This window comes from Salinicoccus halodurans (genome assembly GCF_900114445.1).
GTDB classification, from domain to species: Bacteria; Bacillota; Bacilli; order Staphylococcales; family Salinicoccaceae; genus Salinicoccus; species Salinicoccus halodurans.
In genome coordinates this window covers 139456-163183 of sequence record NZ_FOTB01000005.1, presented here as the reverse complement: position 1 = coordinate 163183, position 23728 = coordinate 139456, and the positions used below count along the sequence as shown (strand labels likewise).

The 23728-nt window shown below is 39.8% G+C and carries 26 protein-coding genes and 1 pseudogene; 14 read left to right on the top strand and 13 right to left on the bottom strand.

Features of this window, described 5'->3' with window-relative positions; genetic code table 11:
- Positions 1 to 103: 103 nt before the first annotated feature.
- The 3 genes from BM271_RS11395 to BM271_RS11385 are packed head-to-tail and all read left to right on the top strand — an operon-like array spanning position 104 to position 2005.
- Complete coding sequence (locus BM271_RS11395) at positions 104 to 481, top strand: GntR family transcriptional regulator (protein ID WP_046790797.1); 378 nt, start codon at positions 104 to 106, stop codon at positions 479 to 481.
- Positions 478 to 1344 (top strand): ABC transporter ATP-binding protein, encoded by an 867-nt coding sequence (locus BM271_RS11390; protein WP_046790798.1) that lies wholly within the window; start codon positions 478 to 480, stop codon positions 1342 to 1344. The genes BM271_RS11395 and BM271_RS11390 overlap by 4 nt, the downstream gene beginning before the upstream one ends.
- Before the next feature lies 1 nt (position 1345).
- Positions 1346 to 2005, top strand: coding sequence for a hypothetical protein (locus BM271_RS11385; RefSeq protein WP_046790799.1), 660 nt, complete (start codon positions 1346 to 1348; stop codon positions 2003 to 2005).
- Positions 2006 to 2060: 55 nt separating this feature from the next.
- Here BM271_RS11385 and BM271_RS11380 read toward each other — a convergent pair whose 3' ends face one another.
- The 4 genes from BM271_RS11380 to abc-f all read right to left on the bottom strand — a co-directional run bounded on the left by BM271_RS11380 (position 2061) and on the right by abc-f (position 4843).
- On the bottom strand, positions 2061 to 2405 hold the full coding sequence (locus tag BM271_RS11380; RefSeq protein ID WP_046790800.1) for a DMT family transporter: 345 nt from the start codon (positions 2403 to 2405) through the stop codon (positions 2061 to 2063).
- 13 nt (positions 2406 to 2418) lie between these two features.
- Positions 2419 to 2727, bottom strand: coding sequence for an SMR family transporter (locus tag BM271_RS11375; protein ID WP_046790801.1), 309 nt, complete (start codon positions 2725 to 2727; stop codon positions 2419 to 2421).
- Positions 2728 to 3264, bottom strand: a complete 537-nt coding sequence (locus BM271_RS11370) for a TetR/AcrR family transcriptional regulator (protein WP_046790802.1) — start codon at positions 3262 to 3264, stop codon at positions 2728 to 2730.
- A gap of 127 nt (positions 3265 to 3391) precedes the next feature.
- Positions 3392 to 4843 carry a ribosomal protection-like ABC-F family protein gene (abc-f, locus tag BM271_RS11365; RefSeq protein ID WP_046790803.1) on the bottom strand — a complete coding sequence of 484 codons (1452 nt, stop codon included), beginning with the start codon at positions 4841 to 4843 and terminating at the stop codon, positions 3392 to 3394.
- 374 nt (positions 4844 to 5217) lie between these two features.
- On the opposite strand from abc-f, the gene BM271_RS11360 reads away from it, so the two are divergent.
- A complete protein-coding gene (locus tag BM271_RS11360; RefSeq protein ID WP_046790804.1) occupies positions 5218 to 5424 on the top strand; it encodes a hypothetical protein in 207 nt (68 codons plus the stop codon).
- Between the two features lie 5 nt (positions 5425 to 5429).
- Here BM271_RS11360 and BM271_RS11355 read toward each other — a convergent pair whose 3' ends face one another.
- The 5 genes and pseudogenes from BM271_RS11355 to BM271_RS11335 form a co-directional block, all read right to left on the bottom strand.
- Positions 5430 to 5822 (bottom strand): hypothetical protein, encoded by a 393-nt coding sequence (locus BM271_RS11355; RefSeq protein WP_046790805.1) that lies wholly within the window; start codon positions 5820 to 5822, stop codon positions 5430 to 5432.
- A 274-nt stretch (positions 5823 to 6096) separates the two neighbouring features.
- Positions 6097 to 6267, bottom strand: a complete 171-nt coding sequence (locus tag BM271_RS14665; protein WP_420806932.1) for an aminoglycoside 6-adenylyltransferase — start codon at positions 6265 to 6267, stop codon at positions 6097 to 6099.
- Positions 6224 to 6328: pseudogene (locus BM271_RS14580) on the bottom strand (aminoglycoside 6-adenylyltransferase); the annotation flags it as partial. The pseudogene BM271_RS14580 and the gene BM271_RS14665, both read right to left, overlap by 44 nt.
- Before the next feature lie 19 nt (positions 6329 to 6347).
- The gene (locus tag BM271_RS11340) at positions 6348 to 6827 is read right to left on the bottom strand and encodes a hypothetical protein (RefSeq protein ID WP_046790806.1); all 480 of its coding nucleotides are present in this window, start codon (positions 6825 to 6827) and stop codon (positions 6348 to 6350) included.
- 133 nt (positions 6828 to 6960) lie between these two features.
- Positions 6961 to 8757, bottom strand: coding sequence for a cation:proton antiporter (locus BM271_RS11335; RefSeq protein ID WP_046790807.1), 1797 nt, complete (start codon positions 8755 to 8757; stop codon positions 6961 to 6963).
- A gap of 183 nt (positions 8758 to 8940) precedes the next feature.
- Between BM271_RS11335 and BM271_RS11330 the strand changes: the two genes are divergently transcribed.
- The 3 genes from BM271_RS11330 (at position 8941) to BM271_RS11315 (ending at position 11581) form a co-directional block, all read left to right on the top strand.
- The gene (locus BM271_RS11330; protein ID WP_046790808.1) at positions 8941 to 10038 is read left to right on the top strand and encodes a glycerol dehydrogenase; all 1098 of its coding nucleotides are present in this window, start codon (positions 8941 to 8943) and stop codon (positions 10036 to 10038) included.
- A 512-nt stretch (positions 10039 to 10550) separates the two neighbouring features.
- A complete protein-coding gene (locus BM271_RS11320) occupies positions 10551 to 10823 on the top strand; it encodes a hypothetical protein (protein ID WP_143544941.1) in 273 nt (90 codons plus the stop codon).
- Positions 10824 to 10867: 44 nt separating this feature from the next.
- Positions 10868 to 11581, top strand: coding sequence for a GDSL-type esterase/lipase family protein (locus BM271_RS11315; protein ID WP_046790811.1), 714 nt, complete (start codon positions 10868 to 10870; stop codon positions 11579 to 11581).
- A gap of 123 nt (positions 11582 to 11704) precedes the next feature.
- On the opposite strand, the gene BM271_RS11310 is transcribed toward BM271_RS11315, so the two are convergent.
- Positions 11705 to 12577, bottom strand: coding sequence for a LysR family transcriptional regulator (locus tag BM271_RS11310; RefSeq protein WP_046790812.1), 873 nt, complete (start codon positions 12575 to 12577; stop codon positions 11705 to 11707).
- A gap of 92 nt (positions 12578 to 12669) precedes the next feature.
- Between BM271_RS11310 and BM271_RS11305 the strand changes: the two genes are divergently transcribed.
- The 3 genes from BM271_RS11305 to BM271_RS14575 all read left to right on the top strand — a co-directional run bounded on the left by BM271_RS11305 (position 12670) and on the right by BM271_RS14575 (position 14589).
- On the top strand, positions 12670 to 13308 hold the full coding sequence (locus tag BM271_RS11305; RefSeq protein WP_046790813.1) for an HD domain-containing protein: 639 nt from the start codon (positions 12670 to 12672) through the stop codon (positions 13306 to 13308).
- Between the two features lie 238 nt (positions 13309 to 13546).
- Positions 13547 to 14251, top strand: a complete 705-nt coding sequence (locus tag BM271_RS11300; protein ID WP_046790814.1) for an alpha/beta fold hydrolase — start codon at positions 13547 to 13549, stop codon at positions 14249 to 14251.
- Between the two features lie 215 nt (positions 14252 to 14466).
- Positions 14467 to 14589 carry a hypothetical protein gene (locus tag BM271_RS14575; RefSeq protein ID WP_268794018.1) on the top strand — a complete coding sequence of 41 codons (123 nt, stop codon included), beginning with the start codon at positions 14467 to 14469 and terminating at the stop codon, positions 14587 to 14589.
- A gap of 788 nt (positions 14590 to 15377) precedes the next feature.
- On the opposite strand, the gene BM271_RS11290 is transcribed toward BM271_RS14575, so the two are convergent.
- The 3 genes from BM271_RS11290 to BM271_RS11275 all read right to left on the bottom strand — a co-directional run bounded on the left by BM271_RS11290 (position 15378) and on the right by BM271_RS11275 (position 18969).
- Positions 15378 to 16529 carry a zinc-dependent alcohol dehydrogenase gene (locus tag BM271_RS11290; RefSeq protein WP_046790816.1) on the bottom strand — a complete coding sequence of 384 codons (1152 nt, stop codon included), beginning with the start codon at positions 16527 to 16529 and terminating at the stop codon, positions 15378 to 15380.
- Between the two features lie 429 nt (positions 16530 to 16958).
- Positions 16959 to 17435: a GNAT family N-acetyltransferase gene (locus BM271_RS11285; protein ID WP_046790817.1), complete on the bottom strand. Its 477-nt coding sequence runs from the start codon at positions 17433 to 17435 to the stop codon at positions 16959 to 16961.
- A 991-nt stretch (positions 17436 to 18426) separates the two neighbouring features.
- Complete coding sequence (locus BM271_RS11275) at positions 18427 to 18969, bottom strand: recombinase family protein (RefSeq protein ID WP_046790819.1); 543 nt, start codon at positions 18967 to 18969, stop codon at positions 18427 to 18429.
- 111 nt (positions 18970 to 19080) lie between these two features.
- On the opposite strand from BM271_RS11275, the gene BM271_RS11270 reads away from it, so the two are divergent.
- From BM271_RS11270 to arsA, 4 genes are all read left to right on the top strand, one after another.
- The gene (locus tag BM271_RS11270; protein ID WP_074924574.1) at positions 19081 to 20532 is read left to right on the top strand and encodes a SulP family inorganic anion transporter; all 1452 of its coding nucleotides are present in this window, start codon (positions 19081 to 19083) and stop codon (positions 20530 to 20532) included.
- Positions 20533 to 20551: 19 nt separating this feature from the next.
- Positions 20552 to 20965: a universal stress protein gene (locus tag BM271_RS11265; protein ID WP_046790821.1), complete on the top strand. Its 414-nt coding sequence runs from the start codon at positions 20552 to 20554 to the stop codon at positions 20963 to 20965.
- A gap of 706 nt (positions 20966 to 21671) precedes the next feature.
- On the top strand, positions 21672 to 22019 hold the full coding sequence (arsD, locus tag BM271_RS11260; RefSeq protein WP_020006645.1) for an arsenite efflux transporter metallochaperone ArsD: 348 nt from the start codon (positions 21672 to 21674) through the stop codon (positions 22017 to 22019).
- Positions 22000 to 23727, top strand: a complete 1728-nt coding sequence (arsA, locus tag BM271_RS11255; protein ID WP_020006646.1) for an arsenical pump-driving ATPase — start codon at positions 22000 to 22002, stop codon at positions 23725 to 23727. The genes arsD and arsA overlap by 20 nt, the downstream gene beginning before the upstream one ends.
- The last annotated feature ends 1 nt before the right edge of the window (position 23728 follow it).

Below are 23728 nucleotides of genomic sequence, written 5' to 3'. Positions count from 1 at the left end.
GTGTATTTTATTGGATTCTCCTCTTCTGCAAATAATAATCTTGACACAAATGTATATATTGTATATATTAGGTATACATATTATATACAGAGGAGTTGATTTCTTGAACATTCAAATATCGAACAACACCGACATACCGATATACGAGCAGTTAAAGAATGAAATCATCCGCTCCATCATGACAGGCGAGATCAAACCGGGCGATTCCCTCATGTCGATGCGGGCACTGGCCAAGGAACTGAAAATAAGCATCATCACCACGAAACGTGCCTATCAGGATCTCGAGCAGGAGGGATATGTATACTCTGTCGTCGGTAAAGGCACGTTCGTCAGCGAACAGAATGCCAGTATCCAAAAGGAGCGGGTTTTGCTGCAAATCGAGAAGAATATCGAAGAATTGCTTAAAACAGCGCATCAGATCGGTTTACCCACTGAAGAATTAATCGACATGATCCATGTTATTGAGGAGGACACGAGATGAATGCTATAGAAATTAATGGGCTGTACAAGCAGAACGGTCCCTTTAAAATGGAAGATTTAAACCTGAATATTTCCAAGGGATATATCACTGGTCTAATCGGTGAAAACGGGGCTGGAAAATCGACTCTGATCTATCATATGATCGGGCTGATGAAAGCGGACAGAGGTGGGATTGAAATACTCGGTTCTGAAGACATGGAAAAAGATCGTTCTGAATTACTGAATCGTATCGGCATGGTATTCGCCGAAGATAATTTTCCGAAACACATGTCGCCTGTCGGATTGGAGAAGCTTCTTTCTGTTTATTATGACCGTTGGGACAGCGATATCTATCATAACTACCTTGAAAGATTCAAAATCCATAAAAACACAAAAATCAGGAGACTGTCCACCGGAGAAAAAGTAAAATTGTCACTCGCCGTTGCTCTCAGCCATCATGCTGAACTCCTGATTCTCGATGAACCTACTTCCAGCCTGGATCCCACTTTCAGAATTGAGTTTCTGGATGTTCTGCAGGAACTGATGATCGACGAGGAGATTACTATTCTGTTCAGCACACACATCACGAGCGACCTGGAGCGGATTGCAGACTATATCGTAATGATTGACGATGGTGAGATTTTATTCAATATGGAGAAAGAAGCGTTGCTCGATACCTATAAAAAAGTAAAAGGACCCAATGACATACTTGATGATGAAATCAACGAACTGCTGATGGGGAGGCAGACCAGCTCCCTCGGATTTGAAGCAATGAGCAACTCACCGGAGACATTGACAGAGTTGTTTGGAAGTAAAGTAATTGTTGAAAAACTGACTGTCGATGAAATGATGTACTTCATCAAAAACAATAAGAGAGGTGTCTGATATGAAGAAGCAGCTTTATTTGAACTTCAGCTACTCAAAATGGATATGGTTGTTCGGCGGTGTGATGATCATCGTCAATCTGACACTGACAGCTTTCCAGTCTGCTGACAATATCCAGCCGCTCATTGAAATCATCAATATACTGAATATCATCGCTCTCGGATACACCATGTCAAGCATGCAGAGTATACACGCCCGCATTCGGGAAAATGACAGTCATCAATTTTTATATGCACTGCCTGTCCGAAAGAGTGAAATATTAAGAGCAGACTGCATCTATCACATCATAATGCTTCTGTTAACTGTTGCCGTATTCTCAAGCTATGTCACTATCGGCCACAAATACCATCTGTACTATGGCCTGCTAATGCTCGTAGGTGCCAGCCTGTTCATGATGAGCCTGTACAATATAATGTTTTCACAAACGTGGATACAAAATGTATATATTAAAACGTTCATCTACTTCATTCCGTTAGGTATTATATTCATGTTCCATGTCATGCCGTTGAACAACACGTTTATTTACGACCTTGATCTTGGTGCCGCATGGGAGTTCTATCTGTTCAGGATACCATTCATCGTCCTTGTCGCCGGAGCACTTGTTTACGCAGTATCCTACTATTTTGCCAAGAAGAAAATTATAAAATCGGACATCATATAAAAAGCGGAAGTGGATATTTTCCACCTCCGTTTTTAAAATTTTTACTATACAGAGTTTATATCGGCTTCCTATCCGCCTTTTCCCCACTCGACATGTTCATAATGACCACGCCTGCTATAATGACCAGCAGACCAATAATGTTCACCGGAGTCATTACTTCGTCAAAAAGGAATACGCCGATCACACCCGCTCCTGCGGTGCCGAGTCCTGCCCAAATACTGTATGCCAGGCTCAATGGAATTGCTTTCAAAGCATAAACAAGGCATATGAATGAAAGAGCAAAACTGATAATCAATGCAGCTGTCGGTACCAGATTTGTAAAACCGTCTGATAGATTGAGCAGTGTTGTACCGGTCACTTCAAATATGATCGCCCCTGCCAAAAACATAAAATTCTTCATGATCTATTCTCCTTTAAATCCTCATCATTACTAACCCAATGATTAAAATTATAATGCCGGCAATCATTTTAATGTTCACCTGTTCTTTAAAAATCACAAAACCTACTGCAGCAGTGAGAGCAGTGCCTACCCCACTCCAGGCGGCATAGGCAAAACTGAGAGGCAGTGAGAGCAATGCCAATGACAGCAGATAGAATGCCAGTCCATAGCACAGTGCTACACCGAGAATGGGGAGTTTATTGTCTGATACTGCCGTCACTTTCAACAGACTCGAACCGAAAACTTCAGACAAGATGGCACCGAATAAAGATAAAAATCCCATTTAACATTTCTCCTTCGATAATATTTGGCACTCCATGAGCAGCAGCTTTTCGATTCTTTTTTTATAATACTCATCTTTATAATATAAAAGATAGAACCAGACACCATCCGCCATCAGACGCAGTCTGAGAACTTTATCCTGATCACCGTCATCATTGATGAATGATTCATTCCAATGATCTGCAAATCGCTCCCACAGTCTCTGACTTTCTCCATCTTCATGGGATGCCACAAGCACCGCTGGAAGAAGACTCTGACTTTCCTCATTTAAATAATAGAGTGTCGCCATCGCATAGGCACGGGTGAACTGATAACTGCCGGCCATATCCGCTTGATACATTTTTATTTTTTCCTCAAACTCGTCAATGACCATTTCATTCATTTTTATAAGAAGATTGCCTTTACTTTTGAAATGGTACAGCACGCCTCCTTTGGTCATATCTGATTTTTGTGCCAGATAATCCATGGTCAATTTCTGTATCCCTTCATTTTGTATGATATTAGCTGCCGTTAACAGAAGATCCATCTTTTTACTCATCCAAGTCACCTCGTCATTTACTATACTGAACGTTTAGTACAGTAATTTTATCAGCTCTATTTATCTTTAGCAATAATATTTTTCTTTACATAAAAAGAGGCTTGGACTTTTGTCCAAACCTCTTTGTTCATATCCTGTTGAGTTTTCTTTCCTCAATTTTATAAATACTCTCGGCTATTCTGTCGACGAAATATTTATCATGGGATGTGACGAGGACAGTACCTTCGTATGCTTTAATGAATGTCTCCAATGCTTCGATCGTATTCAAATCGATGAAGTTCGTCGGTTCATCCAAAATAATAACGTTCGACGGTCTGACAAACATCAGAGCGAGTGATACTCTTGTCGCTTCTCCGCCGCTTAAATTATGGAGCGGCTTCATTACTTCATCCTGGCTGAACCCGAGATTCTGCAAGATGCTTCTCACCAATGGTTCCTGGAATTCTGTCTGTTTCATCAAATATTTTATGACCGGTTCGTCGGTGAACATCTTGTAATCCATCTGACGGTAGCTTTCCATTTTTACTTTCGGGGAAATATCCATGCCTTCTGTATCATTCATGATTTCGTGCAGCAGGCTCGATTTCCCGGCGCCGTTCGGACCTGTAATAGCGATTGCCTGACCCAACGGAAACTGGAAGCTGACTTTATCCAACAGCACTTTATCTCCCCGCTTCACTGTAATATCCTGCCCCATGATCGGGAAGCTATTGTGGATATCCATTGATTTTGAAAGCGGGAACTTCAACTTCTTATCTTCACCCATCCGCTCCACTTCATCCAGATGGCTGATTCTCGATTCAATGGATTTCGCAGTTTTGAATACCTGCTTCTGCACTGTATCCTTCTGCTTGCTCGAGCTCAGACGGTCCGGTTTTATATCCTGTTTCCTATTTTTATCACCGCTCATCTTAGCCGCCTTCTCCATCTGTTTCTGAGCAGCATCTTCAAGTCGCTTCTTCTCGCTGATGAAGCTCTGATACTGGCGTTCGTTCTCCAGCCTTTCCTGTTCTTTCTGATTTTCATAGTCATCATAATTCCCTGTGTATTCACGAACATTACCGTCCGCCACTTCCCAGATTTTATCTGCGATACTGTTTATGAAATGACGGTCGTGGCTCACAAATATCAAAGTACCGAAGTAATACTTCAGCTCATCAATCAGCAGATTTACGCTCTCCTGATCCAAATGAGTAGTTGGTTCGTCCAGCAGCAGCCCCAGTTTATACTCGGACAACACCTGTGCCAGACGGAATTTCGTCTCCTCTCCGCCGCTGAGCCCTTTATTATCTGGTACATTCAGCCGGCTCAGCAGTTCAAAGTTGAAATTGTCATCAATGCGTGAATCCAGTTCACCGATCTGGGCGAAATAATTGAAGTCGGTCTCACGCTGGACCGCCCCTTCAAAACCATGGAACTTATCCGCGATGATCTTGAGCAGCGTTGATTTTCCTGTCCCGTTCGGACCGATGATTGCAACCTTATCGTCCATATACGCCGACAGTTCCTCTATTTTCAATACATCCTTATTTCCAAAACTCACATCAATATCTTTTAATTTTACTGACAGTTCATTCATTATAATTTGCACTCCTTATGAGTCTGCAAACTATATTCTTGCACACAAAAAAGAGACAGCCATGTGCTATCTCCATGTGTTTATATCAGGGTCATCCTGAAAATGGATACACTTATCCCCCATAGAATATAGTTATAGCAAGACTTTTGAATTTAATATTTAGTTAGATATTCAAAAGTGACTGCCAAATTCTAGGGATACCCATTTTCAAAATCTCCTTCCGTTCAATTTATATAATGTTATTTTACCATATTTTGAATGAAAAATTAAGAGCAATTTACACACTGGTCATAGTCAAATATAATTTGTTTAAAGTGCCAGATTTAAATGATAAGCTCAAAACACATAATTTCTCGCATAAAGAAGGGATTCAAATGCCGAAAACACGAAATGATCCGGAGCTCACAGCCAGCGTCATTCCTCTCGGAATGATTTTCGGAACGCTTGTCGGTGTGATCATCAGTCTCATTATCAATCCTGATATTGTCATGTACGCACTTGTGGCCGGGGCCTCACTCGGGCTTAATATTGGAACTGTCATTTATGCGGCACTCCATCATAATAAAGGTGAAAATTCGTAAAGCGCCTATCCTATTCTGTCGCCTTCTCCGAGCCCGGTGACATCAAATGCCTGCTCTTTATCATCATATCGCCCCAGAGCACCTACTTTCTCTTTGTTAAAAACGAGGACCGTATAGACGTCCTGCTCCTCTTTGACAGTATCATCTTCATTCATCCACTTGCCGTGCTGGCCCATGACGACTTTGTTGTCCCGGGCGTAATGTTCGAAAGTCTCAAGTTTCATATTTGCCCGTTCCATCCACTCAGCAAGTCCTGTCTTATCGATGGTTGCCGTCCCTTTCGGACCATGCACTTCGAGCTCTTCCGATGTGATTTCAGAAAGCCTTTCTACATCCTGATCGTTGCACATTTCAATCCATCTGTCGGCAGTTTCTATCATTTCGTTGTTATTTGTCATACTCGATCAGTCTCCATTCTCATGAACTTTAATTGCTCCTTCCATTCCCTTTATTAATAATTTACCCGGAGCATCCCTCAGGTAATCAACGGGAAAGATTCACTTTCATTCTTGTTGCCCGTATTTCCTGTACATATCAACCGTAAACCTAATCATATTCTCATCGTAACCGGGATATTCATACTTGAGCAGACCCAAAACTTCCTGTGATGTTTTCCTGAACAGCTCATGGATGATGAAGAGGCTATTTCAACTTTGTTCAATCGACCTCATACTATATGACTCCAGTAATCTCTCCCGGTGTCTGCATCATTATGATATTACCGGATTGAGCCATCCATTCTTCATCATCCATAAAAGACTCCACTTCCTCGACGCAAAACGTGATGTCGTAGCCCTGCCTACTCGTCTCTTTGAATATTTTTATTCGTACGTGAGCCTTCAAGTGTTAAAATGCGAACGCGTTCTTCCTGTTCGGCGATCTCTTTTATCCGTTCCATCATATCTTTATTTCCCCTCTTTCACTCAGAATATGAAATGCAGTCCGACAAATATGAACATTGAGATACCAAGTCTGATATGCAGTTTCCTGATTTTCAAACTGGAATCGATCAGCAGCCGGTACCAACCTGACAGGACGAGTATCAGCAGGTTGACGGATGCCAGGAAACCGGTCAATATTTTCATATTTGTCAGATCAAAACTGTACAGATTGATAATGAATATTCCGTGCAGGAGGATAATGAACAGTGCAGCTCTGCCGGTCCAGCGGTGATAAGGGCGAATTTTTTTCGACATCCCCGCCAGTTTGACTTTTGTGTCCCTGCTTTCAACATTGCGGATTGTCGAGAACACCGCATTGCGCGTCCAGTTGAATATGAAAAAGAGAAAACCTGTGAATCCCAGTAAAATATGTATATATTCAGTATGTATCGACAGTCCTGCCGTCACATTCCATATCGCCCATATGAGCAGTGCAGCGTTCAATAAAAACCAGAAACTCATGTTACTCCCCCGCTGTCTTTATTAGTATCACCATTATATCTCAGTTGATATTAATGATACAGGCTGTTCCTCCTGCCTGTAATCAATTAAAATGGACACCGGCTGAAATTCAGCCGGCGCCCGTTTCCATCATCTATTCTTCCTTGTTTTTTATGTTCTTCGCATTTTTCAATAAACCGATTGTGCCATCTTCATCATATTCCAATTTCCGGGTGATTGGTTTAAAGCTTACATTCTTATTCGCATCAATATGATAAAGTACGATATCGTTCTCAGTAATATTTTCCGCTTCATTAACTGGTATTTCTGTAATTTCATTATCTGCAATAAATTTATTCAACCAATAATATGTCGATGTCTCTTCAAAAAGCATATGATGCCGGAGTGATTCTTCCGGCCGGAATTTTACTATGCGGTCACTTGTGGAAATCGGCAGCATCTTGACGTTCCTCAATCCAAATTCATTGGACAGTTCATTGAAAGCCAAGTTGTTCAATACGTAGGACCGGGTCATCAAAAGACACCGGTCATAGCTGGTCAGGTCTGTATAAATCCGGTCATCTTCCGACAGCAGGTTGCCTCTGTAAGTCTCAATACCGAGTTCTTCTGCCTTGCTGGATTTAAAGTGGAGCAGATCCGACATCATGACCGGCAGCCCGTGATCTTTCAATTTCCTGGCCAGTTGAAGTGAAAATTCATTTTCCCCTATGATTATTACACCGGGCGGATCGGTGCTCGAAAGATCCATCGCCTGACTGAGCGGCTTGAACCCGAATCCGTAGACGACCACTGTTACGAAAACAAAGCCAAATGTTACAGGTGTAATCATTTCAGCCATGGGTACGCCCGCATCTATGAAAAGACCGGCAAAGAACTGGGCAACAGTCAGTGCGACGATACCACGCGGTGCGACCATCCCGATAAAGGACCTTTCTTTGATACCAATTTCCGTATTGATTGTAGATAGATGAATCGATAACGGACGGACAAATAGGATCATCACCAGACAGAAAACCACAAGCCGCCAGTCGAGCACATTGATGAGCACGTCTCTTGTCAGAGATGAAGTAATCAGTATGAATACGGTGGACACCAATATCAATGAAATCTCCTCAATGAACTCATCGGATTGTTTGTATACCAGATTACGGTTTTTCATCCTCGCCATCGCAAGGCCGAAGATGGTTACCGACAACAGGCCGGATTCATGGAGGACCGCTTCATTAATGCTGAATATCAACAATATGAAAACAAATTGGATCGGCGCCATTAAATGCTGGGGAATATGTTCTTTTTTTATCAGCCACCTGAACAAGTATGATCCGCCCAGTCCTAAAATGGCCGCAACGCCAAAACCGATGATGAATTCGAATATATAGGTCCCGCCAAAACTGTTTTCCATAATCTGAAATATATAGAAGGAAAACAGTGCAAGCAATGGCCCCACCGGATCCAGTATTATGCCTTCCCATTTTAATATGGAATTCACAGAGTTCTTTACTTTTGCCTGCTTAAGCAACGGGGTAATGACTGTCGGCCCTGTGACAATCAGCAGGCCCGCCATGACCAGCGAAATCGCCAGAGGAAACTCCAGTATGTAGTACATCGACAATGTACCAAGCACCCAGGCAAGAGCAGCGCCGATTGTAATTACCCTTCTGATGGCTTTTGATACACCCTTCAGCTCACGGTAATCCAAGTTGCTGCTGCCTTCGAATAAAATGATGGCAACGGCCAGGGAAACAATCGTACTGAATAAATCGCTGCCCATCATCTGCTCCGGGTTGGCCAGCTGGAATACCGGGCCGACAAGAAGCCCCGTGATGGACATGACAACAATGGCCGGCCACTTTATCATTCCGGCCAGCCATTGGCTGAATATCCCCAGACCTATAAATAAGACAATTATCAACATCAGCGGCAAATCCATATATACACCTCTTCTATAATTAATATTCCTGTTAGTATACCAATAATTTTCAAAACCGTAATCAAAAAAATATTAGCCGTATTTCGGAGTGACATTTTTATGAATTCTGCGTATAAAAGGTTTGCATTCTCATATAACGGATAGATATGTAATGATTGAAATTTAAGTTGGAGGTTTTTTCAAATGGCTAAATTTGTATACCAATCACCAGGTAAATATATACAAGGACAAGGCGTTCTTAAAGATTTAGGAGAAGAAACAGGCAAGCTGGCTAAGAAACCTTTGGTCATCTCAGACGAAATGGTCTGGTCAATCACTGAAGATAAAATCACTGAGAGTTTCAAGAATGCCAATATTGAATTCACATACGAAGAATTCAAGGGCGAGGCATCTGAAGCTGAGATAGATAGAATGAGCGAAATCGGCAAGAAAAATGATGCTGATGTGGTCATTGGTGTCGGCGGTGGTAAGACACTCGATACTTCCAAAGCAATTGCGGATAACCTGTCCACACCGGTCATCATCGTTCCAACCACTGCATCGACGGATGCACCTTCCAGTTCGCTTTCCGTAATTTATTCTGACGAAGGCGTATTCACTGGATACAGATTTTATGATAAGAATCCTAATCTGATCATCATCGACTCTGAAGTCGTCGTTAATGCACCAATCAAACTCTTCACTTCCGGTATGAGTGATGCGATGGCTACCCTGGTTGAAGCAAGAGCTGTACTGAAGAGCAATGGAGAAAACATGGTAGGCGGACAGCCGACGCTCGCTTCCGTCGCAATCGCAGAAAAATGTGAAGAAATATTGTTCAAGCACGGCCAGTCAGCATTCAAAGCTGCATCCAAAGGCATTGTAACACCTCAGGTGGAAGCAGTAATAGAAGCAAACACATTGCTTTCCGGACTCGGCTTTGAAAATGGCGGACTCGCTGCCGCCCACGCGATTCACAACGGGTTCACTTCCCTTTCCGGGGATATCCACCATCTCTCTCACGGTGAAAAAGTGGCTTACGGTACACTAGTCCAGCTCGTACTTGAGAACACTTCCGACGAATCATTGCGTAGATATATCGATTTCTATAAGAGCATAGGAATGCCGACAACACTCAAAGAAATGCATCTCGAAGATACAAGCTTCGAAGATCTTGTGAAAGTCGGTGAACTGGCAACAGATTCCGAGGACACATTTGCCAATCTGAGCGATAAGATTACACCGGAGGAAATCGCCAGTGCCATACTTGCAGTAAATGAAATAAGTGAAGGAAACAAATAAATATATGCGAAACGAAAAAAGGAGCCTTGCCGCTCACAAAGCGGGAGGCTTCTTTTTCGCTGTTATTACATAATATATCCAAAGAACGATATAAGCAGGCCAATCCAGAGAAGGAGCGCCAGCACAAGGAAAAATACACTCCATTTCGAGACTCTATGATTCTCCTGGTATTCTTTTCGTATCTTAATGATGAATGGACCGGAGAACAATATCAGCACTATCGTACCCACTATTATCCTGAAAATCATATTATCACCTAACCGATCATATTATAAAAGCACTATATAGTTATAATACCCGCTTCCCGGTCTGAATATGTCGAAACTACAGCAGATTATCCTCTCTTCGATAAAAATATATACGCATATGCAGAACCGCTTTGTAATCACAGTCATATCTTTTGATTTTCCTAAAACCGGGTATGCATTGATAAAGCGTTAATGAAGGATTTTCGATCCTGCACAGTTAAAAAACGTTCTTAATTAAAATGACGGAATGAAATGAGTGAAATCATGAAAAAAATTGTCATCGGGCTGATCAATACTCCCGGTCTCGCCGAAGATATGATTGAAGATATCAGCCGTGAATTAAGCGGCTTCTTGCATGATGCGGTTGAGGAAGAAACAGCCTGGCATTTTGAATATAAAACCGATCCATTGACATCTTCAGCTGAATATATCCGTGAGATCTTCGATAAGGCTGAATCTATTAAAAACAATAATAACACGGTTACCGGCATCGGTTCCGCTCTCAAAATTTTGACAAAGATTAACTCTGCAACCTGAGAATTTTTGCTCCTAAAGGATATTGAAAAATTCAGGTGATTTATATGAATAGAACAATGAAATGGATATTTATTATAGTTACGGTCACGGCTGTGATTTCAGCAGCCATATATTTCAGTATTGTCAATTTCGGTTCAGAAAATGTGCCCCAGGCAGATGAAGTGGAGGAGGACAATATTAAAGTCGCAGCAGTCGGTGACAGTACGACTTACGGACTCATGATCAACAATCGGGAAGAGAATGCATATCCGTTCAAACTTGGTGAACTACTGGGAGAGGATCACTGGGTGGAGAATTTTGGAGCAAATAATTACGCTGCCATGAAAAGTGCTGACTTTCCCTATCGTATGACTGATGAATACGAAAACAGCCTTGATTTCAACGCGGATATTGCGGTCATCATGCTCGGTACAAATGATTCGAAAAACACCAACTACAAAAACAGCGGACAGTTCAGGGAAGAATATATCGCACTGGTGGATACGTATGCCGAAAACAATCCGGAGATGGAAATTTATTTGGCAACACCTCCGAAAGCATTCAACGATGCTGATATGCCTGGTAACATAAACAATGAGAATATCGATGAAATCACTGAGGTCATAAAGGGTATATCATCAGAAAAAGATTTCGGACTTATCGATATCAACCAGCTTACACAGGAGAAGAGGGACTGGTTCCAGCTTGACGGTATCCATCCCAATGCAGAAGGTGCTGAGAATATCGCAGAAGAAGTCCATCAGCATATCAGTGAATGAATGATCAGCCAGACACAACATCCTCTTTCCACTACACAGGAAAGGAGATATTTTAATGATGAATATTCGATTAGAGATCATTACTATTTGAATATATTGAGATTGGGAAGCACTCCATTGCCGTCACTCTATGATTTTCAATTTCTTCAACTCTTCAATCGTCAGTTTGTAAAAGGCATCAAGATATTCATTCTCCGCCAGGCTCCCATTATGATGCATGACAGCATTACGGCTCAGCAGCGACTGTCTCATCTTCATCTTGTTCAGATCTTCCCCATCGTAAAACGAAAGGGATGTATCGGAAACGAGCGAAATGCCCATGTTATTATTCACCATATTATAGACAACGGACAGATCACTGAGTTCCATGGCCGGAGTGATGGTGAAACCGTGATAATCTGAAAGTTTTTCAAAAATCAGTCTGCAGGAGTATCTTCTGCTCATCAGCACCCACTGATATTGTGAAAGTTCACTTATGTTAGGACTTCCCATGGACTTGGAATGTATTATATTGAAATGATCCTGGTACAGGAAGGTCATGTTATCTTTATTGCCTGTGGTATCATAATCAAAATAAAGATCGAACTCCCCTTTTTCAAGTAGCGATAAAGACATATCCATTGTGTGCAGCACACAATGTACATCAGGATAATGCGTCTTGAATGCAATCATGACGTTGGAAATCAGATCCGTCAACTCACCCTGTATCACGCCGATACGCAGTGTCTTAGCCCCCGGTTTTTCCTGACCCAGTTCACCTATCACTTCATCAAGGTTCTCTTTCATTTCAGCCATTTTATGGAATAAACGCTCCCCCGCCGTTGTCAGCATCACCTTTTTAGAATTCCGGTAGAACAGCCTTACATTCATTTCATTTTCCAGAAGATTGATCTGCTGGCTCAAAGTTGGCTGCTTGATGCCTATTTTCTTTGAGGCCTCGGAGTAGTTCAATTGCTGCGCCAGTATATAGAAATAATATAATCTTTTATAAGACATGTTTTTCTCCCTCATTCGACCGTGCCTATAGCACTATAGTTTGATAACGTATTACTGAATCCATTATATTTATAGTGAAAGGAGCGGTAATTATGATTACAGACTTAGATAAGATTATTGTACCAGACAGTAAGATCATCAAGGATGCACAGGACCTCCTCCATGAATACGGCAATGAATTGATCTGGAACCATTCAAACAGAGTATATTTGTTCGGAGCGACTAAAGGTGAACAGGATAAGCTTAAATATGACCATGAGCTGTTGTATATCAGCGCACTTTTCCATGACCTCGGACTGACGAAGCAGTACAGCAGTGACGATCTGCGTTTTGAAGTCGACGGTGCCAATGCTGCCCGTCAATTCCTCACTACTTACAATATCACTCCGGAACAGATCCAACTCGTTTGGGATGCGATCGCACTCCATACTACTCCGGGAGTTGCCGAGCATAAGCAGGATGAAGTCGCACTTCTTTTCCATGGTGTCGGAATGGATGTCATGGGAGATGATTTCGACCAGTACAGTGAAGAAATCAGAAAAGCGGTCGTACAGAAATTCCCGAGAAAAGACTTCAAAAATGATATCATTGAAGCGTTCTATAACGGCATCAAGCACAAACCGGAAACCACATTCGGCAATATGAAGGAAGATGTCATCAAACACTTCCAGCCGGAATATGAAAATAAGAACTTCTGCACCTGCATACTCCATTCCAAGTGGGAGAGCTAATCATTTGAACATGTAATATATCAGAATGGCTGGGACATAGCCCTCAGCCTATTATTTGTCTTAGATCATAATTCAAATATCAGTATTTAAATATGGAACTCTCCCAATCAATCACTTTAATACAATCCCCCGTCACTTAAAAATCAGAATATTCATTGTTTATAAGCCTCGCTCCGGTATAATGAAATATATATAATATTTTCACTTATTAATGTCATAAAATATACAGGAGAAACATATGATTTTACATACTGAAGATATTGGCTGTGGTTCTGAGACTATTGTTTTTCTGCATTCCGGATTACAGACAGGTTTAACAGATTTCGAAAATATCCTGCCCTGTTTTAAAGATAAATATCGGATTTTATTGCCTGACTTAAGAGGACATGGAAAGTCTGAAAGTGTCAGCTTCGATAACTATTTCGAAAGAACTGCTGATGATTTAGCGGAAACCATCAGCAGCTTAAACATCTCCAAAATACATCTAGCCGGTGTATCGCTCGGTGCATTAATAGCAGTCCATTTTGCGTCAAGACATGAATCTTCAGTTAAGTCACTGACCCTTTCCGGACTCATGTTTAATGAGCCTCATGATTATGGCGAACTACATCGTCATGAAGTTGAAATCCAGGCAAAAATCATGAAGGACAAAGAAACAGTCTCATACTTCAATAATATCCATCCTCCAGGCTGGGAACAGTTCATCAAAATATCTAAAAATAAAGGATGGTATCCATTTACTAAAAATGCAGAGATTATAAATCAGGATCTGCCTGTCCACATTATTATCGGAAGCAGAAGTGATCATGAACTGGAAACGATCACTGATCCTATAAAGGAAAAAGCTTTAATTACAATAGTTGAAAATGCAGGACACCTGGTGAACCATGACAGTCCTGAAAAATTTTCAGAAGCAATCTTAAATTACATAAAGGATTTATAATAACCAGCCAAAGAAGACCAGATTAAATATCAGTAGACGGTTACAAGGGGAGAAACGTTTTGAAGAAGTCTATATTTTGTTGATTCACTGCCTCAATGCTCATATTGATCGGCTGTAATAACAGCACTGACATTCTATCCGGCAGAACTTTTGATCTGGCCTATCCACCCAGTCCGGTCAGTGAAACTAATGGAGAGGATGCTTATAACACCTTTATGACATTAAGCTTAGATGACGGCATCATTACCAAAAAAGATGGCAACGAGGTGCAAGGAGTGTATGCACTCAAAGAAGAAACAATCACGATTACTTTTAAACATAGAGAAGAATTGAATTGAAAGTGGAATTTGATGATTTTGTTAAGAGTGACAAAAAGTTCAGTTCCTATTCTGCTGTAGTTTCCAATTCTCTGCTTGATACCGCAGACTGTGATTTAAACCATTTGATGGATTTGTCAACTGATCTGAGCATGCAGTTTCCGATAGAATTCATATAAGAATAAGCAAGAGGAAAGCGAACACTGTAATATTTCTTTCTGAATATATATAACAGGTATTCTAAATGACTAACACATCTACTAAATTTAAACTATGAATTCCATTATCTTTATTAGTCATCAATATGGTTTTATTTTCTTTTATAGTTGAGGAGTTAATAGAAACTTCCGCACCTAATTACCGTGGACCTTTTAAATAAATGACACCTGTATTCAATAATAATTATTTTTCAAATCATTCACTTCGCATTAATGTTATAGAATAATTAAAAACCGTAGCATAGACTGATACGCTGAAGCGTATCATAAATGATGAGATTTTTAATCATTCTAAGAAATTATTTATTAAATTGAAATAGCTAGTAAATGAGTTTTTATAAATTTATTTATTGGTTGCCTTACGTATAATAATTCAGTATTGTTGAATCTAATTTCTTAGAAGGCAACTTTAACTAGTATTCCTTATCTTCTCTTGTTCTCTCGGGAGTCTAAATATAAAATAGAAAAATCTCTCAATCATAGCATTAAAATAATATAAGAAAGCCCATTTCTATATTATTTCAATAGAAATGGGCTTTCTTCATTTAATCAAGAAGTTACGTTTATACTTCTTTTTTATTTATATAGTTATCATTGCGGTTTTAAAATGACTTTAATATTGTTATCTTTTTTCTGATCAAAAATATCATAAGCTTGTTTTGCTTCTTCTAAAGGCATTGTATGCGTTATAATTTCTGTTGGATCAAAAACTTCATTTTTAATCATTTCATATAACTTTGGCATTTGATGAATAACTGGAGCTTGTCCACTTTTTACTTGAACGTCTCTATTAAAAATTAAATCTAGTGGGTAATTGTCTGCAGGTGAACCATAAATACCAGTTAATTGAATGGTACCAAATTTTCTTACTGCTTCAGCTGCTGTAATAATTGGACTAATATTACCTCGTTGTGCTGAGTTTGAACTTATCTCTAAATCATCTTGAGCTACTTGTCCATCCATTCCCACACAATCTATAATAACATCTGCGCCACCACGTGTTGTTTCACGAAGTGATTTTCCGATATTATCTTCTTTAGAAAAATTATATGTTTCAGCGCCATTGAATTTTTTTGCATGGTTTAATCTGTGCTCCACATTATCAATAGCAATCACACGTTCAGCACCTTTTAATTTAGCAAATTTTTGTGCCATTAAACCAATTGGACCACAACCGAGAACAATCACGGCATCTCCAGATTTTACGCCTGCATGTTCTACACTCCAATAAGCTGTTGGAACAACATCAGATAAGAATAATACTTGTTCGTCTTTTAAGTCACTATCTGGAACTTTGAATGAAGAGAAGTCAGCAAAAGGAACTCTCAAATACTCTGCTTGTCCTCCCCAGTGGTTTCCATGCATGCCACCAAAACCGAAAAGTCCGCCATTGTCCATTTTCCAGTTTGCTGGTGATTGATTAGAATTATCACATTGAGACTCCATCTGATTATCACAATAGAAGCAATCACCACAACCTATGTTGAAAGGGATTACTACTCTATCGCCTTTTTTAAGAGTCTTAACATCTTTTCCTACTTCTTCTACAATCCCCATTGGCTCATGTCCAATAACAAACCCAGGATCCATGAATAAATCGCCCTGATGATAAAGATGTAAATCAGAACCACATATACCTGAAGCTGTTATTTTTATAATTGCGTCTGTTGATTCTTCTATTGTTGGATCATTCACTTCTCGAACTTCCATATTTTTATGACCTTGATAAGTAACTGCTTTCATTAATACCATCCTCCTTGATTCTATCTACCCATCCGTAACACATTAGAAACACAGAATAATAATATATTATTTTTTAAAGAATATAAATATCTTCAAATTTGAGGCCGCTATGTTTCGCAAGTGTAAATGGCAGTATTAAAATGTAGGAAATCGGCAATTGAAAATTGTTGGTTTACCTACATTTTTAAGTTGCCCTTGACATCCCCTTTATATTTATTCCAATTCTTTTTGTTTTGAACATACAGGAGCCTATAAGCTCTTAGTTTTGTGGCGGTTCTACTAGAACCACCACCAGTTAGTTTATTTCATCGTTCTTTTCCAAACAAAAGTTTTCTCGGCATAAATAGACCTCATCGGTTTTTAGCACAGGTGAAGAAATTTAAACAGGACCATCTCTCAAGATAAGAAAAGATCTTGAAAAGCCACTTATCATCTGAACTTTTCAAGTCTATATAACCCTTCTTCATCAACTTCATTTACACCATTTTTAAAATCATATCCCATTTTTTGATAAAAAGTTAACGCAGTTATAGACGCGGGTATCTCAACACGTTTAGACCTTAAAAAATACTCATCAGATTCCAGTGTTTCCATGATTTTTTTCCCAATCCCCATTCCTTGATAATCAGGAGAAACAAAGATTGTAAATAAGCTACTTTCAGTCTCACTTCCCCAATATGAACCAATAGATCCTACTCCTATTATTTCTCCTATATTTTCATTTACAAATACATAGCAATTTGTGAATTTGGCTCTTTCTATAAAAAAGTTTTTATCCATTTGTTTTACATCATCTTCGATATATTCTTTTGAATAATCTTTGATATTTGTCTCTTTTAAAGTTCTTCTTACCAAATCAGAAACTGCTTTAGCGTCTTCATTAACAAAACGTCTACTTTTTATCATTTTAAAACCCCTTTAAAAATATAAGTTTAGATTATAACAGCACAATCTTTTATCTATCTATTTCTTTGTTGCTCAACTCTTCTACACTATCTATTTTTTAAACCTCTGATTCTTTTGTAGTCTTAACCTTTCCTATATGCTGACTTTCTAATAAACAGTCGTTTATTGAAAGGCATATACGAAATTATACTATATATTTTTTGATTAACTATGTGTTTATCTTCAAGCAATATCTTACCCTTAATATCGTTTATACATATATATCTGAAGAATACAATACTATTTTTGTCTCTTTTATTGCTCATGTAGATATTCCAAGAAACGGTATTGTTTTACAAGAAGAAGAAACACGTGATTACAAGTAGATTCCCAATGAAGAGATACATTCCTTTTTAGTTTCTGGTGTTTGTGTACCTGGCCGAAACCAGAGAACTATAAACGACCTTTTTGGGTAGACCTTAATCAAGCAATCGAATATCAGATCCGTGAGATCACTTCAGTATATTTGCTCGGCAATCGATGTCCCGTCGGGAAAACTGCTGGGATAACGCGCCAATGGAATCTTGTCACTTTCAATTTTATTTTTCACTGATTCAGTCGATAATTTTCACTATAGTTAAGAAACCTAGCTTATCTTTTCAAGGAGATAACCGGGTTTTAAAGTTAGTTGTGCAAAATAACGTTTAAAATATATGCAATTTATCGTCAAAAATGACACTCAGTAAAATCAATATCATCACACTGTCTATTTAGGGTCTACCCTAACTTAACAAAAAAGTATTTAAGTCTACCTTTACTTCAGATGGAATACATTTATTACTTATTATCTCTCTGACTTTTCTTTCTTTTCCCAGTTTTACTGAAACTTTGACAGACAACAAAAAAATATATCTAAAATCCTTGGTTGTCGCCAAATCGTATTTATTCCCGAACCATAGTCCCTACACGATGAAAAGTATGCTCACGAACACGATTAATATAGATCGAAATGTTAACTTTCTAAATGTCGATATAACGTGGCCCGGCTGATATTGGTTGCTGCCTTGATGTCATCCAATGTATATTTTTTCGACATATACATTTCAATTGCCTTCTTCATATTGTCATCACTACGCTTAGGCCTTCCAATCTGTTTACCTGCTTTATTGGCGCTACTAATGCCCTGCTTTGTCCTAAATCGAACCACATCACTTTGAAAATTAGATATTTCATTTAAAACTTGTTGAAAGGTAAATCGTGGGGTGGGAGTGATAAAAATCCCGGGATTGATGATACGGACTTTAATCACACCTTTACTTGAGAAGTTGATAATATCAACGAGTTGCTGGGTTGAATCTGCCAAAATACATAAATCGGTGACGATGAGCTCGTCCTCCAACCCCATCACTTCATGCAGGAGTGTATCCAATTGATGCCTATGCTTAGTGTCTGTATGTGTCTCAATAAATATATTTTCTGTGTATGCGTTCAACTTCTGCTTCTGATCGCCTATGTCATCATATAAATCAATGGGTCTGATATAACCGTACTTCACTTAATCACACTCCTATCTTCAAAGAGTATAACATTTAGTATCAAAAGGGGTACACATATGAAACTTTTCTGTTATACTTGCTTTAGTTATTTAGAGAGTAGGAGAGTGAATATGATAGAAAAAATTAAGAGAGAATGGCTCACTGCGCCGGGAGCCAACATTATGGCCGGGATTGTGGTCGCTTTGGCACTCATACCTGAAGCCATCGCCTTCTCGATCATTGCCGGGGTCGATCCCATGGTCGGACTTTATGCGTCATTTCTTATTGCAGTGATCATTTCTATTGTCGGTGGCCGGCCCGCAATGATTTCCGGTGCCACTGGTGCCATTGCTTTGCTGGTGGTTCCATTGGTCAGTGAGCATGGTGTGGAATATCTGCTTGCTGCCACGATACTGATGGGTATCATACAAATTATCTTCGGTGTGCTTAAAGTTGGGAAACTGATGAAATTCATCCCGAATTCGGTGATGATTGGCTTTGTCAACGCACTGGCCATTATGATATTTATGGCCCAGGTGGAACATATCTTCGGTATCTCTATTGATACTTATGTTTATGTGATTGTGACGCTGTTGATTGTGTATGGCATCCCACGATTTCTCAAGAAAATCCCTGCCCCACTCATAGCGTTGGTTGTTTTAACCGGTGTGTATATCATTTTCGGTTCGAACGTCGGGACGGTTGGTGACTTGGGTAATATTGAACGCTCATTGCCAAGCTTCTTTATTCCGGATGTGCCATTCAATATGGAAACATTACAGATTATTTTGCCGTATTCATTATCCATGGCCGTTGTCGGTTTGGTTGAAAGTCTATTAACGGCGAAAATCGTGGATAACGCGACTGACACTTACAGCAGCAAGAACAGAGAATCCCGGGGGCAAGGCATCGCAAACCTGGTCACAGGGTTCTTTGGCGGCATGGGCGGCTGTGCCATGATTGGTCAGTCAGTGATTAACGTAAAATCCGGTGCCACCACTCGACTCTCTTCACTGACAGCCGGTGTGGTCCTGATGTTCCTGATTATTGTACTGGGCAACTGGGTCGTTCAGATTCCAATGCCAATTCTCGCTGGTATCATGGTGATGGTCTCTATTGGCACATTTGACTGGGGGTCATTCAGATATATGGCCAAAGCCCCACGAACAGATGCGTTTGTCATGCTGATCACTGTCATCATTGTTTTATTCACCCATAACTTGGCCATTGGTGTCATAGTTGGAGTGCTGTTCAGCGCCATCTTCTTTGCGACGAAAATTTCTAAGGTGGATGTGCATTTTGAAGCATTGGAAGATCGCAACGTCCTGCGGTTTGAAGGACAAATCTTCTTTGCCTCCATTGATACCATGATCGATCAGATTGTCTTCAAGAGATACGGAAAAGCCATTCAATTGGACTTTTCACAGGCGCATCTGTGGGATGACTCCGCAGTGGATGCGATTGATACGATTGTGAGAAAATTTGAAGAGAAAGGGAATACTGTTTATGTCAGCCAGCTGAATGCAGACAGTCGGAAGATTGTTAAAGAACTCAGCCAGTTGAATGAACAGTATCTCACTTAAAACCAAGGGGGAAATATTTATGTACAAAGCAATTCTACTTGCCGCAGATGGGTCTGATAATAGTTTCAGGGCGGCAGAAGAAACATTAAATTTTATTACGGAAGAGACAGAAGTCACCATACTGAATGTCATCAACGCAGAAGATTCCAAGGATGATGTACTGCACAGCGGCCCGGCCGGCAGTATCATGGATAAACGAAAAGAAAAACTGTCCAAAATCATTGATTTGTATGAAACGAATCATATTCCATATCAAGTGCATTTTGAGCATGGGACACCGAATGAGACCGTGGTCAACTTTGCGAACAATGGGCTGTATCAAGCTGTAGTTCTGGGCACCAGAGGGTTAAATGGATTGCAAGAAATGGTTCTTGGGAGTGTCAGTCACAAAGTCGCCAAACGGGCAGAGATTCCAGTAATGATTGTTAAATAATACGTGTGAAAGCTTATAATGCCGATTGGGCTTATAAGCTTTTTTATTACGTTTTTATGTCGCCATAAATCCTCCTGTTTTTAAAACTGTTGGCACCGGATCGCTTCTTAAGTTCCATTTTTTTCATAATAACCGGGATGTTGATTCTATAAACTGGCATCACATGGGGAATTAGAGTTGATCCATACCGACAATCGTTGATACAGCGCTTTTAAATTGAAAAACCAAAAATTCGGATATCAAAAAGAAGGAAAAAAAGCCACCCCCTAATCTAAAATAGAGGATAACTTAAAAATATCTCGCAGATAGATATTCAATTATTTCGGAGTATAATATATCGAATCAATCGTGTAAATAAAAAATAACTTCACTTTTAAAGTGAAGCTATTTTGTGTAGAAGCTAGTCGAGCACATACTTTACTCGTCAAGTTGTAAAGTCATGTGACACTAGAAGACGTGGTTCAACCATAGAGTGATTGAGAAGTAAGCATACTATGCTTGCCTCTCTCGTGCTAACAGAAACCACTGGCTATAAAAAATGTTTTTATACTTTATATGGACTTCCTTGCCATTACTATATGATTTACCTTATTCATCAATCATGAAATATTAATCTTTGAAATATAATAAAACTAATATAGACATATATCTATATAGATGTTAATCTATATATGAAATTAATTCGATTAATAAGGTGCGTGCTATTATGTTGGAAGTAAAATTTTATGAAGAAGAAATGTGCTGCTCTACAGGCGTGTGTGGGCCGTCACCGGATGAGACACTTATTAAAGTGAACCAACTGGTTGAAGCATTAAAAAGTAACAATATTAATGTAGAACGCTTTAATCTGACCAGCTCTCCCAACGAGTTTATTGGGAATAAAAATATCATATCCAAAATCAAAGAACAGGGCGTAGAAATCCTACCCATCACTGTCATTGACGATCAAATTGTTAAAATGAAAGAGTATATGACTGAAGAAGAAGTGAACGATATTATTATGGTGAATCAGTTGCGGAATGGAGGGTGTTGTGGTGGAGACGGATGTTGCTAAAGACATGCAAAAGATAACCCCCCAAAGTATCGAGCTGACCAAATATCTTTTTTTCACGGGTAAAGGTGGCGTCGGTAAAACGACTGTATCCAGTGCATTGGCCTTGAATTTGGCAAAAGCAAACTTTAAAGTGGCGCTGATTAGTACAGACCCGGCGAGTAATCTGCAGGATGTCTTTAATATGGAATTGACAAATAAACTCCTTCAACATCCAGACTACGAGAATTTGGCCATTGCCAATTTTGATCCGCTGACAGCTGCGGCGGACTACAAAGAGAATGTTGTAAAGCCGTATGAAGGCATATTGCCGGAAGAGACCTTGAATAATATGAAGGAACAGCTCAGTGGGTCATGTACAGTCGAAGTGGCTGCATTCAACGAGTTCACCCACTTTTTATCCGATGAAAAGATAGCGTCTTATTATGATTATATTATCTTTGATACAGCACCGACGGGTCATACGTTAAGAATGTTGGAATTACCGACGGCGTGGAATGATTATCTGGATACAACGAGTCATGAGGCCTCTTGTCTGGGCCAACTTTCCGGCTTGGATGACAATCGTCAAAAATATAAACAGGCGTTGGAAAGATTGCGGGATGAAAAAAGCACAACCATGATGTTGGTCACCCGTCCGGAGCATTCTGCAATGAAAGAACTCCAAAGAGCGCAGGATGAATTGAAAGATCTCTCTATTCGTCATTTTAAGATTATCATTAATGGTTATATTGATTCTGTTCATGGTGAGATCTCCAGGCATAAAAAATATGAACAGGATGTTGTTATTGAAAGCTTTTCTGAATGGTTGAATGGGAATGAAGTGTATCAGGTACCCTATAGCGGGCGGATCAATCGCACGCTTGCTGATGTCGGTGGTCTTTTTGATGACACCAATGACATTGAAGCAGATACATTTGTAAAAGAGCATCACCCAATGATTGAAGGGCTGATAGAAGAGATTGAGACCAGTGGTGTCCGTTATCTCTTCACAATGGGGAAAGGCGGCGTCGGTAAAACGACAGTTGCCACTTTACTGGCTGAAACACTCGCTTCTAAAGGATATAGCGTTCATTTGGCCACCACAGATCCAACGAAAGAAATTATTTCTACGCAGAATCTTGCTAATCTGGTCACTTCATTCATCGATGAAGAGGCATCTTTACAAACTTATAAAGCAGAAGTCCTTTCCGCTCTAGGGTCAGATATTTCACAAGCAGATATAGATTATATTGAAGAAGATCTACGGTCGCCGTGTACCGAAGAAATAGCTTTCTTTAAAGCTTTCAGTAAAGTGATGGAGAATAATGACGAAGCCGATTATATAGTGGTCGATACGGCACCGACCGGTCATACCTTATTACTTCTGGATTCAAGTGAGAGTTATCATGAAGAATTGAAGAAGCAGGGGAATCATGCGACAGACTCAGTGCAAACATTGCTGCCGAAAATTCAGGATCAAAATTTAACACAAATGATTATTGTGACTTTGCCTGAAGCCACGCCATATTACGAAGCCAGTCGTCTATCTGACGATCTGGACCGGGCAGACATTGGACATAAGTGGTGGGTGATCAATCAATCCTTGGTTACCCTGGACAAGAAGGATAAATTATTCAGCAATAAGAAAAAAGACGAATCGAAATGGATTGAGATGATTAAAAACCGAAGTGAAAATCAGTATCATCTTATCCCTTATAAGGAGAAGTAGA

Excerpts from the sequence above, each read along its gene's own strand:
- BM271_RS11380 (WP_046790800.1), bottom strand. The coding sequence starts at position 2,405 with ATGAAGAATTTTATGTTTTTGGCAGGGGCGATCATATTTGAAGTGACC.
- BM271_RS11300 (WP_046790814.1), top strand. The coding sequence starts at position 13,547 with ATGATTTTACATACTGAAGATATTGGCTGTGGTTCTGAGACTATTGTT.
- BM271_RS11335 (WP_046790807.1), bottom strand. The coding sequence starts at position 8,757 with ATGGATTTGCCGCTGATGTTGATAATTGTCTTATTTATAGGTCTGGGG.
- arsD (WP_020006645.1), top strand. The coding sequence starts at position 21,672 with ATGTTGGAAGTAAAATTTTATGAAGAAGAAATGTGCTGCTCTACAGGC.
- BM271_RS11305 (WP_046790813.1), top strand. The coding sequence starts at position 12,670 with ATGATTACAGACTTAGATAAGATTATTGTACCAGACAGTAAGATCATC.
- BM271_RS11265 (WP_046790821.1), top strand. The coding sequence starts at position 20,552 with ATGTACAAAGCAATTCTACTTGCCGCAGATGGGTCTGATAATAGTTTC.
- BM271_RS11285 (WP_046790817.1), bottom strand. The coding sequence starts at position 17,435 with ATGATAAAAAGTAGACGTTTTGTTAATGAAGACGCTAAAGCAGTTTCT.
- BM271_RS11355 (WP_046790805.1), bottom strand. The coding sequence starts at position 5,822 with ATGACAAATAACAACGAAATGATAGAAACTGCCGACAGATGGATTGAA.
- BM271_RS11310 (WP_046790812.1), bottom strand. The coding sequence starts at position 12,577 with ATGTCTTATAAAAGATTATATTATTTCTATATACTGGCGCAGCAATTG.
- BM271_RS11375 (WP_046790801.1), bottom strand. The coding sequence starts at position 2,727 with ATGGGATTTTTATCTTTATTCGGTGCCATCTTGTCTGAAGTTTTCGGT.
- BM271_RS11270 (WP_074924574.1), top strand. The coding sequence starts at position 19,081 with ATGATAGAAAAAATTAAGAGAGAATGGCTCACTGCGCCGGGAGCCAAC.
- BM271_RS11330 (WP_046790808.1), top strand. The coding sequence starts at position 8,941 with ATGGCTAAATTTGTATACCAATCACCAGGTAAATATATACAAGGACAA.
- BM271_RS11290 (WP_046790816.1), bottom strand. The coding sequence starts at position 16,529 with ATGAAAGCAGTTACTTATCAAGGTCATAAAAATATGGAAGTTCGAGAA.
- BM271_RS11385 (WP_046790799.1), top strand. The coding sequence starts at position 1,346 with ATGAAGAAGCAGCTTTATTTGAACTTCAGCTACTCAAAATGGATATGG.
- BM271_RS11320 (WP_143544941.1), top strand. The coding sequence starts at position 10,551 with ATGAAAAAAATTGTCATCGGGCTGATCAATACTCCCGGTCTCGCCGAA.
- BM271_RS11390 (WP_046790798.1), top strand. The coding sequence starts at position 478 with ATGAATGCTATAGAAATTAATGGGCTGTACAAGCAGAACGGTCCCTTT.
- abc-f (WP_046790803.1), bottom strand. The coding sequence starts at position 4,843 with ATGAATGAACTGTCAGTAAAATTAAAAGATATTGATGTGAGTTTTGGA.
- BM271_RS11370 (WP_046790802.1), bottom strand. The coding sequence starts at position 3,264 with ATGAGTAAAAAGATGGATCTTCTGTTAACGGCAGCTAATATCATACAA.
- BM271_RS14575 (WP_268794018.1), top strand. The coding sequence starts at position 14,467 with ATGACATTAAGCTTAGATGACGGCATCATTACCAAAAAAGATGGCAAC.
- BM271_RS11315 (WP_046790811.1), top strand. The coding sequence starts at position 10,868 with ATGAATAGAACAATGAAATGGATATTTATTATAGTTACGGTCACGGCT.
- BM271_RS11360 (WP_046790804.1), top strand. The coding sequence starts at position 5,218 with ATGCCGAAAACACGAAATGATCCGGAGCTCACAGCCAGCGTCATTCCT.
- BM271_RS11340 (WP_046790806.1), bottom strand. The coding sequence starts at position 6,827 with ATGAGTTTCTGGTTTTTATTGAACGCTGCACTGCTCATATGGGCGATA.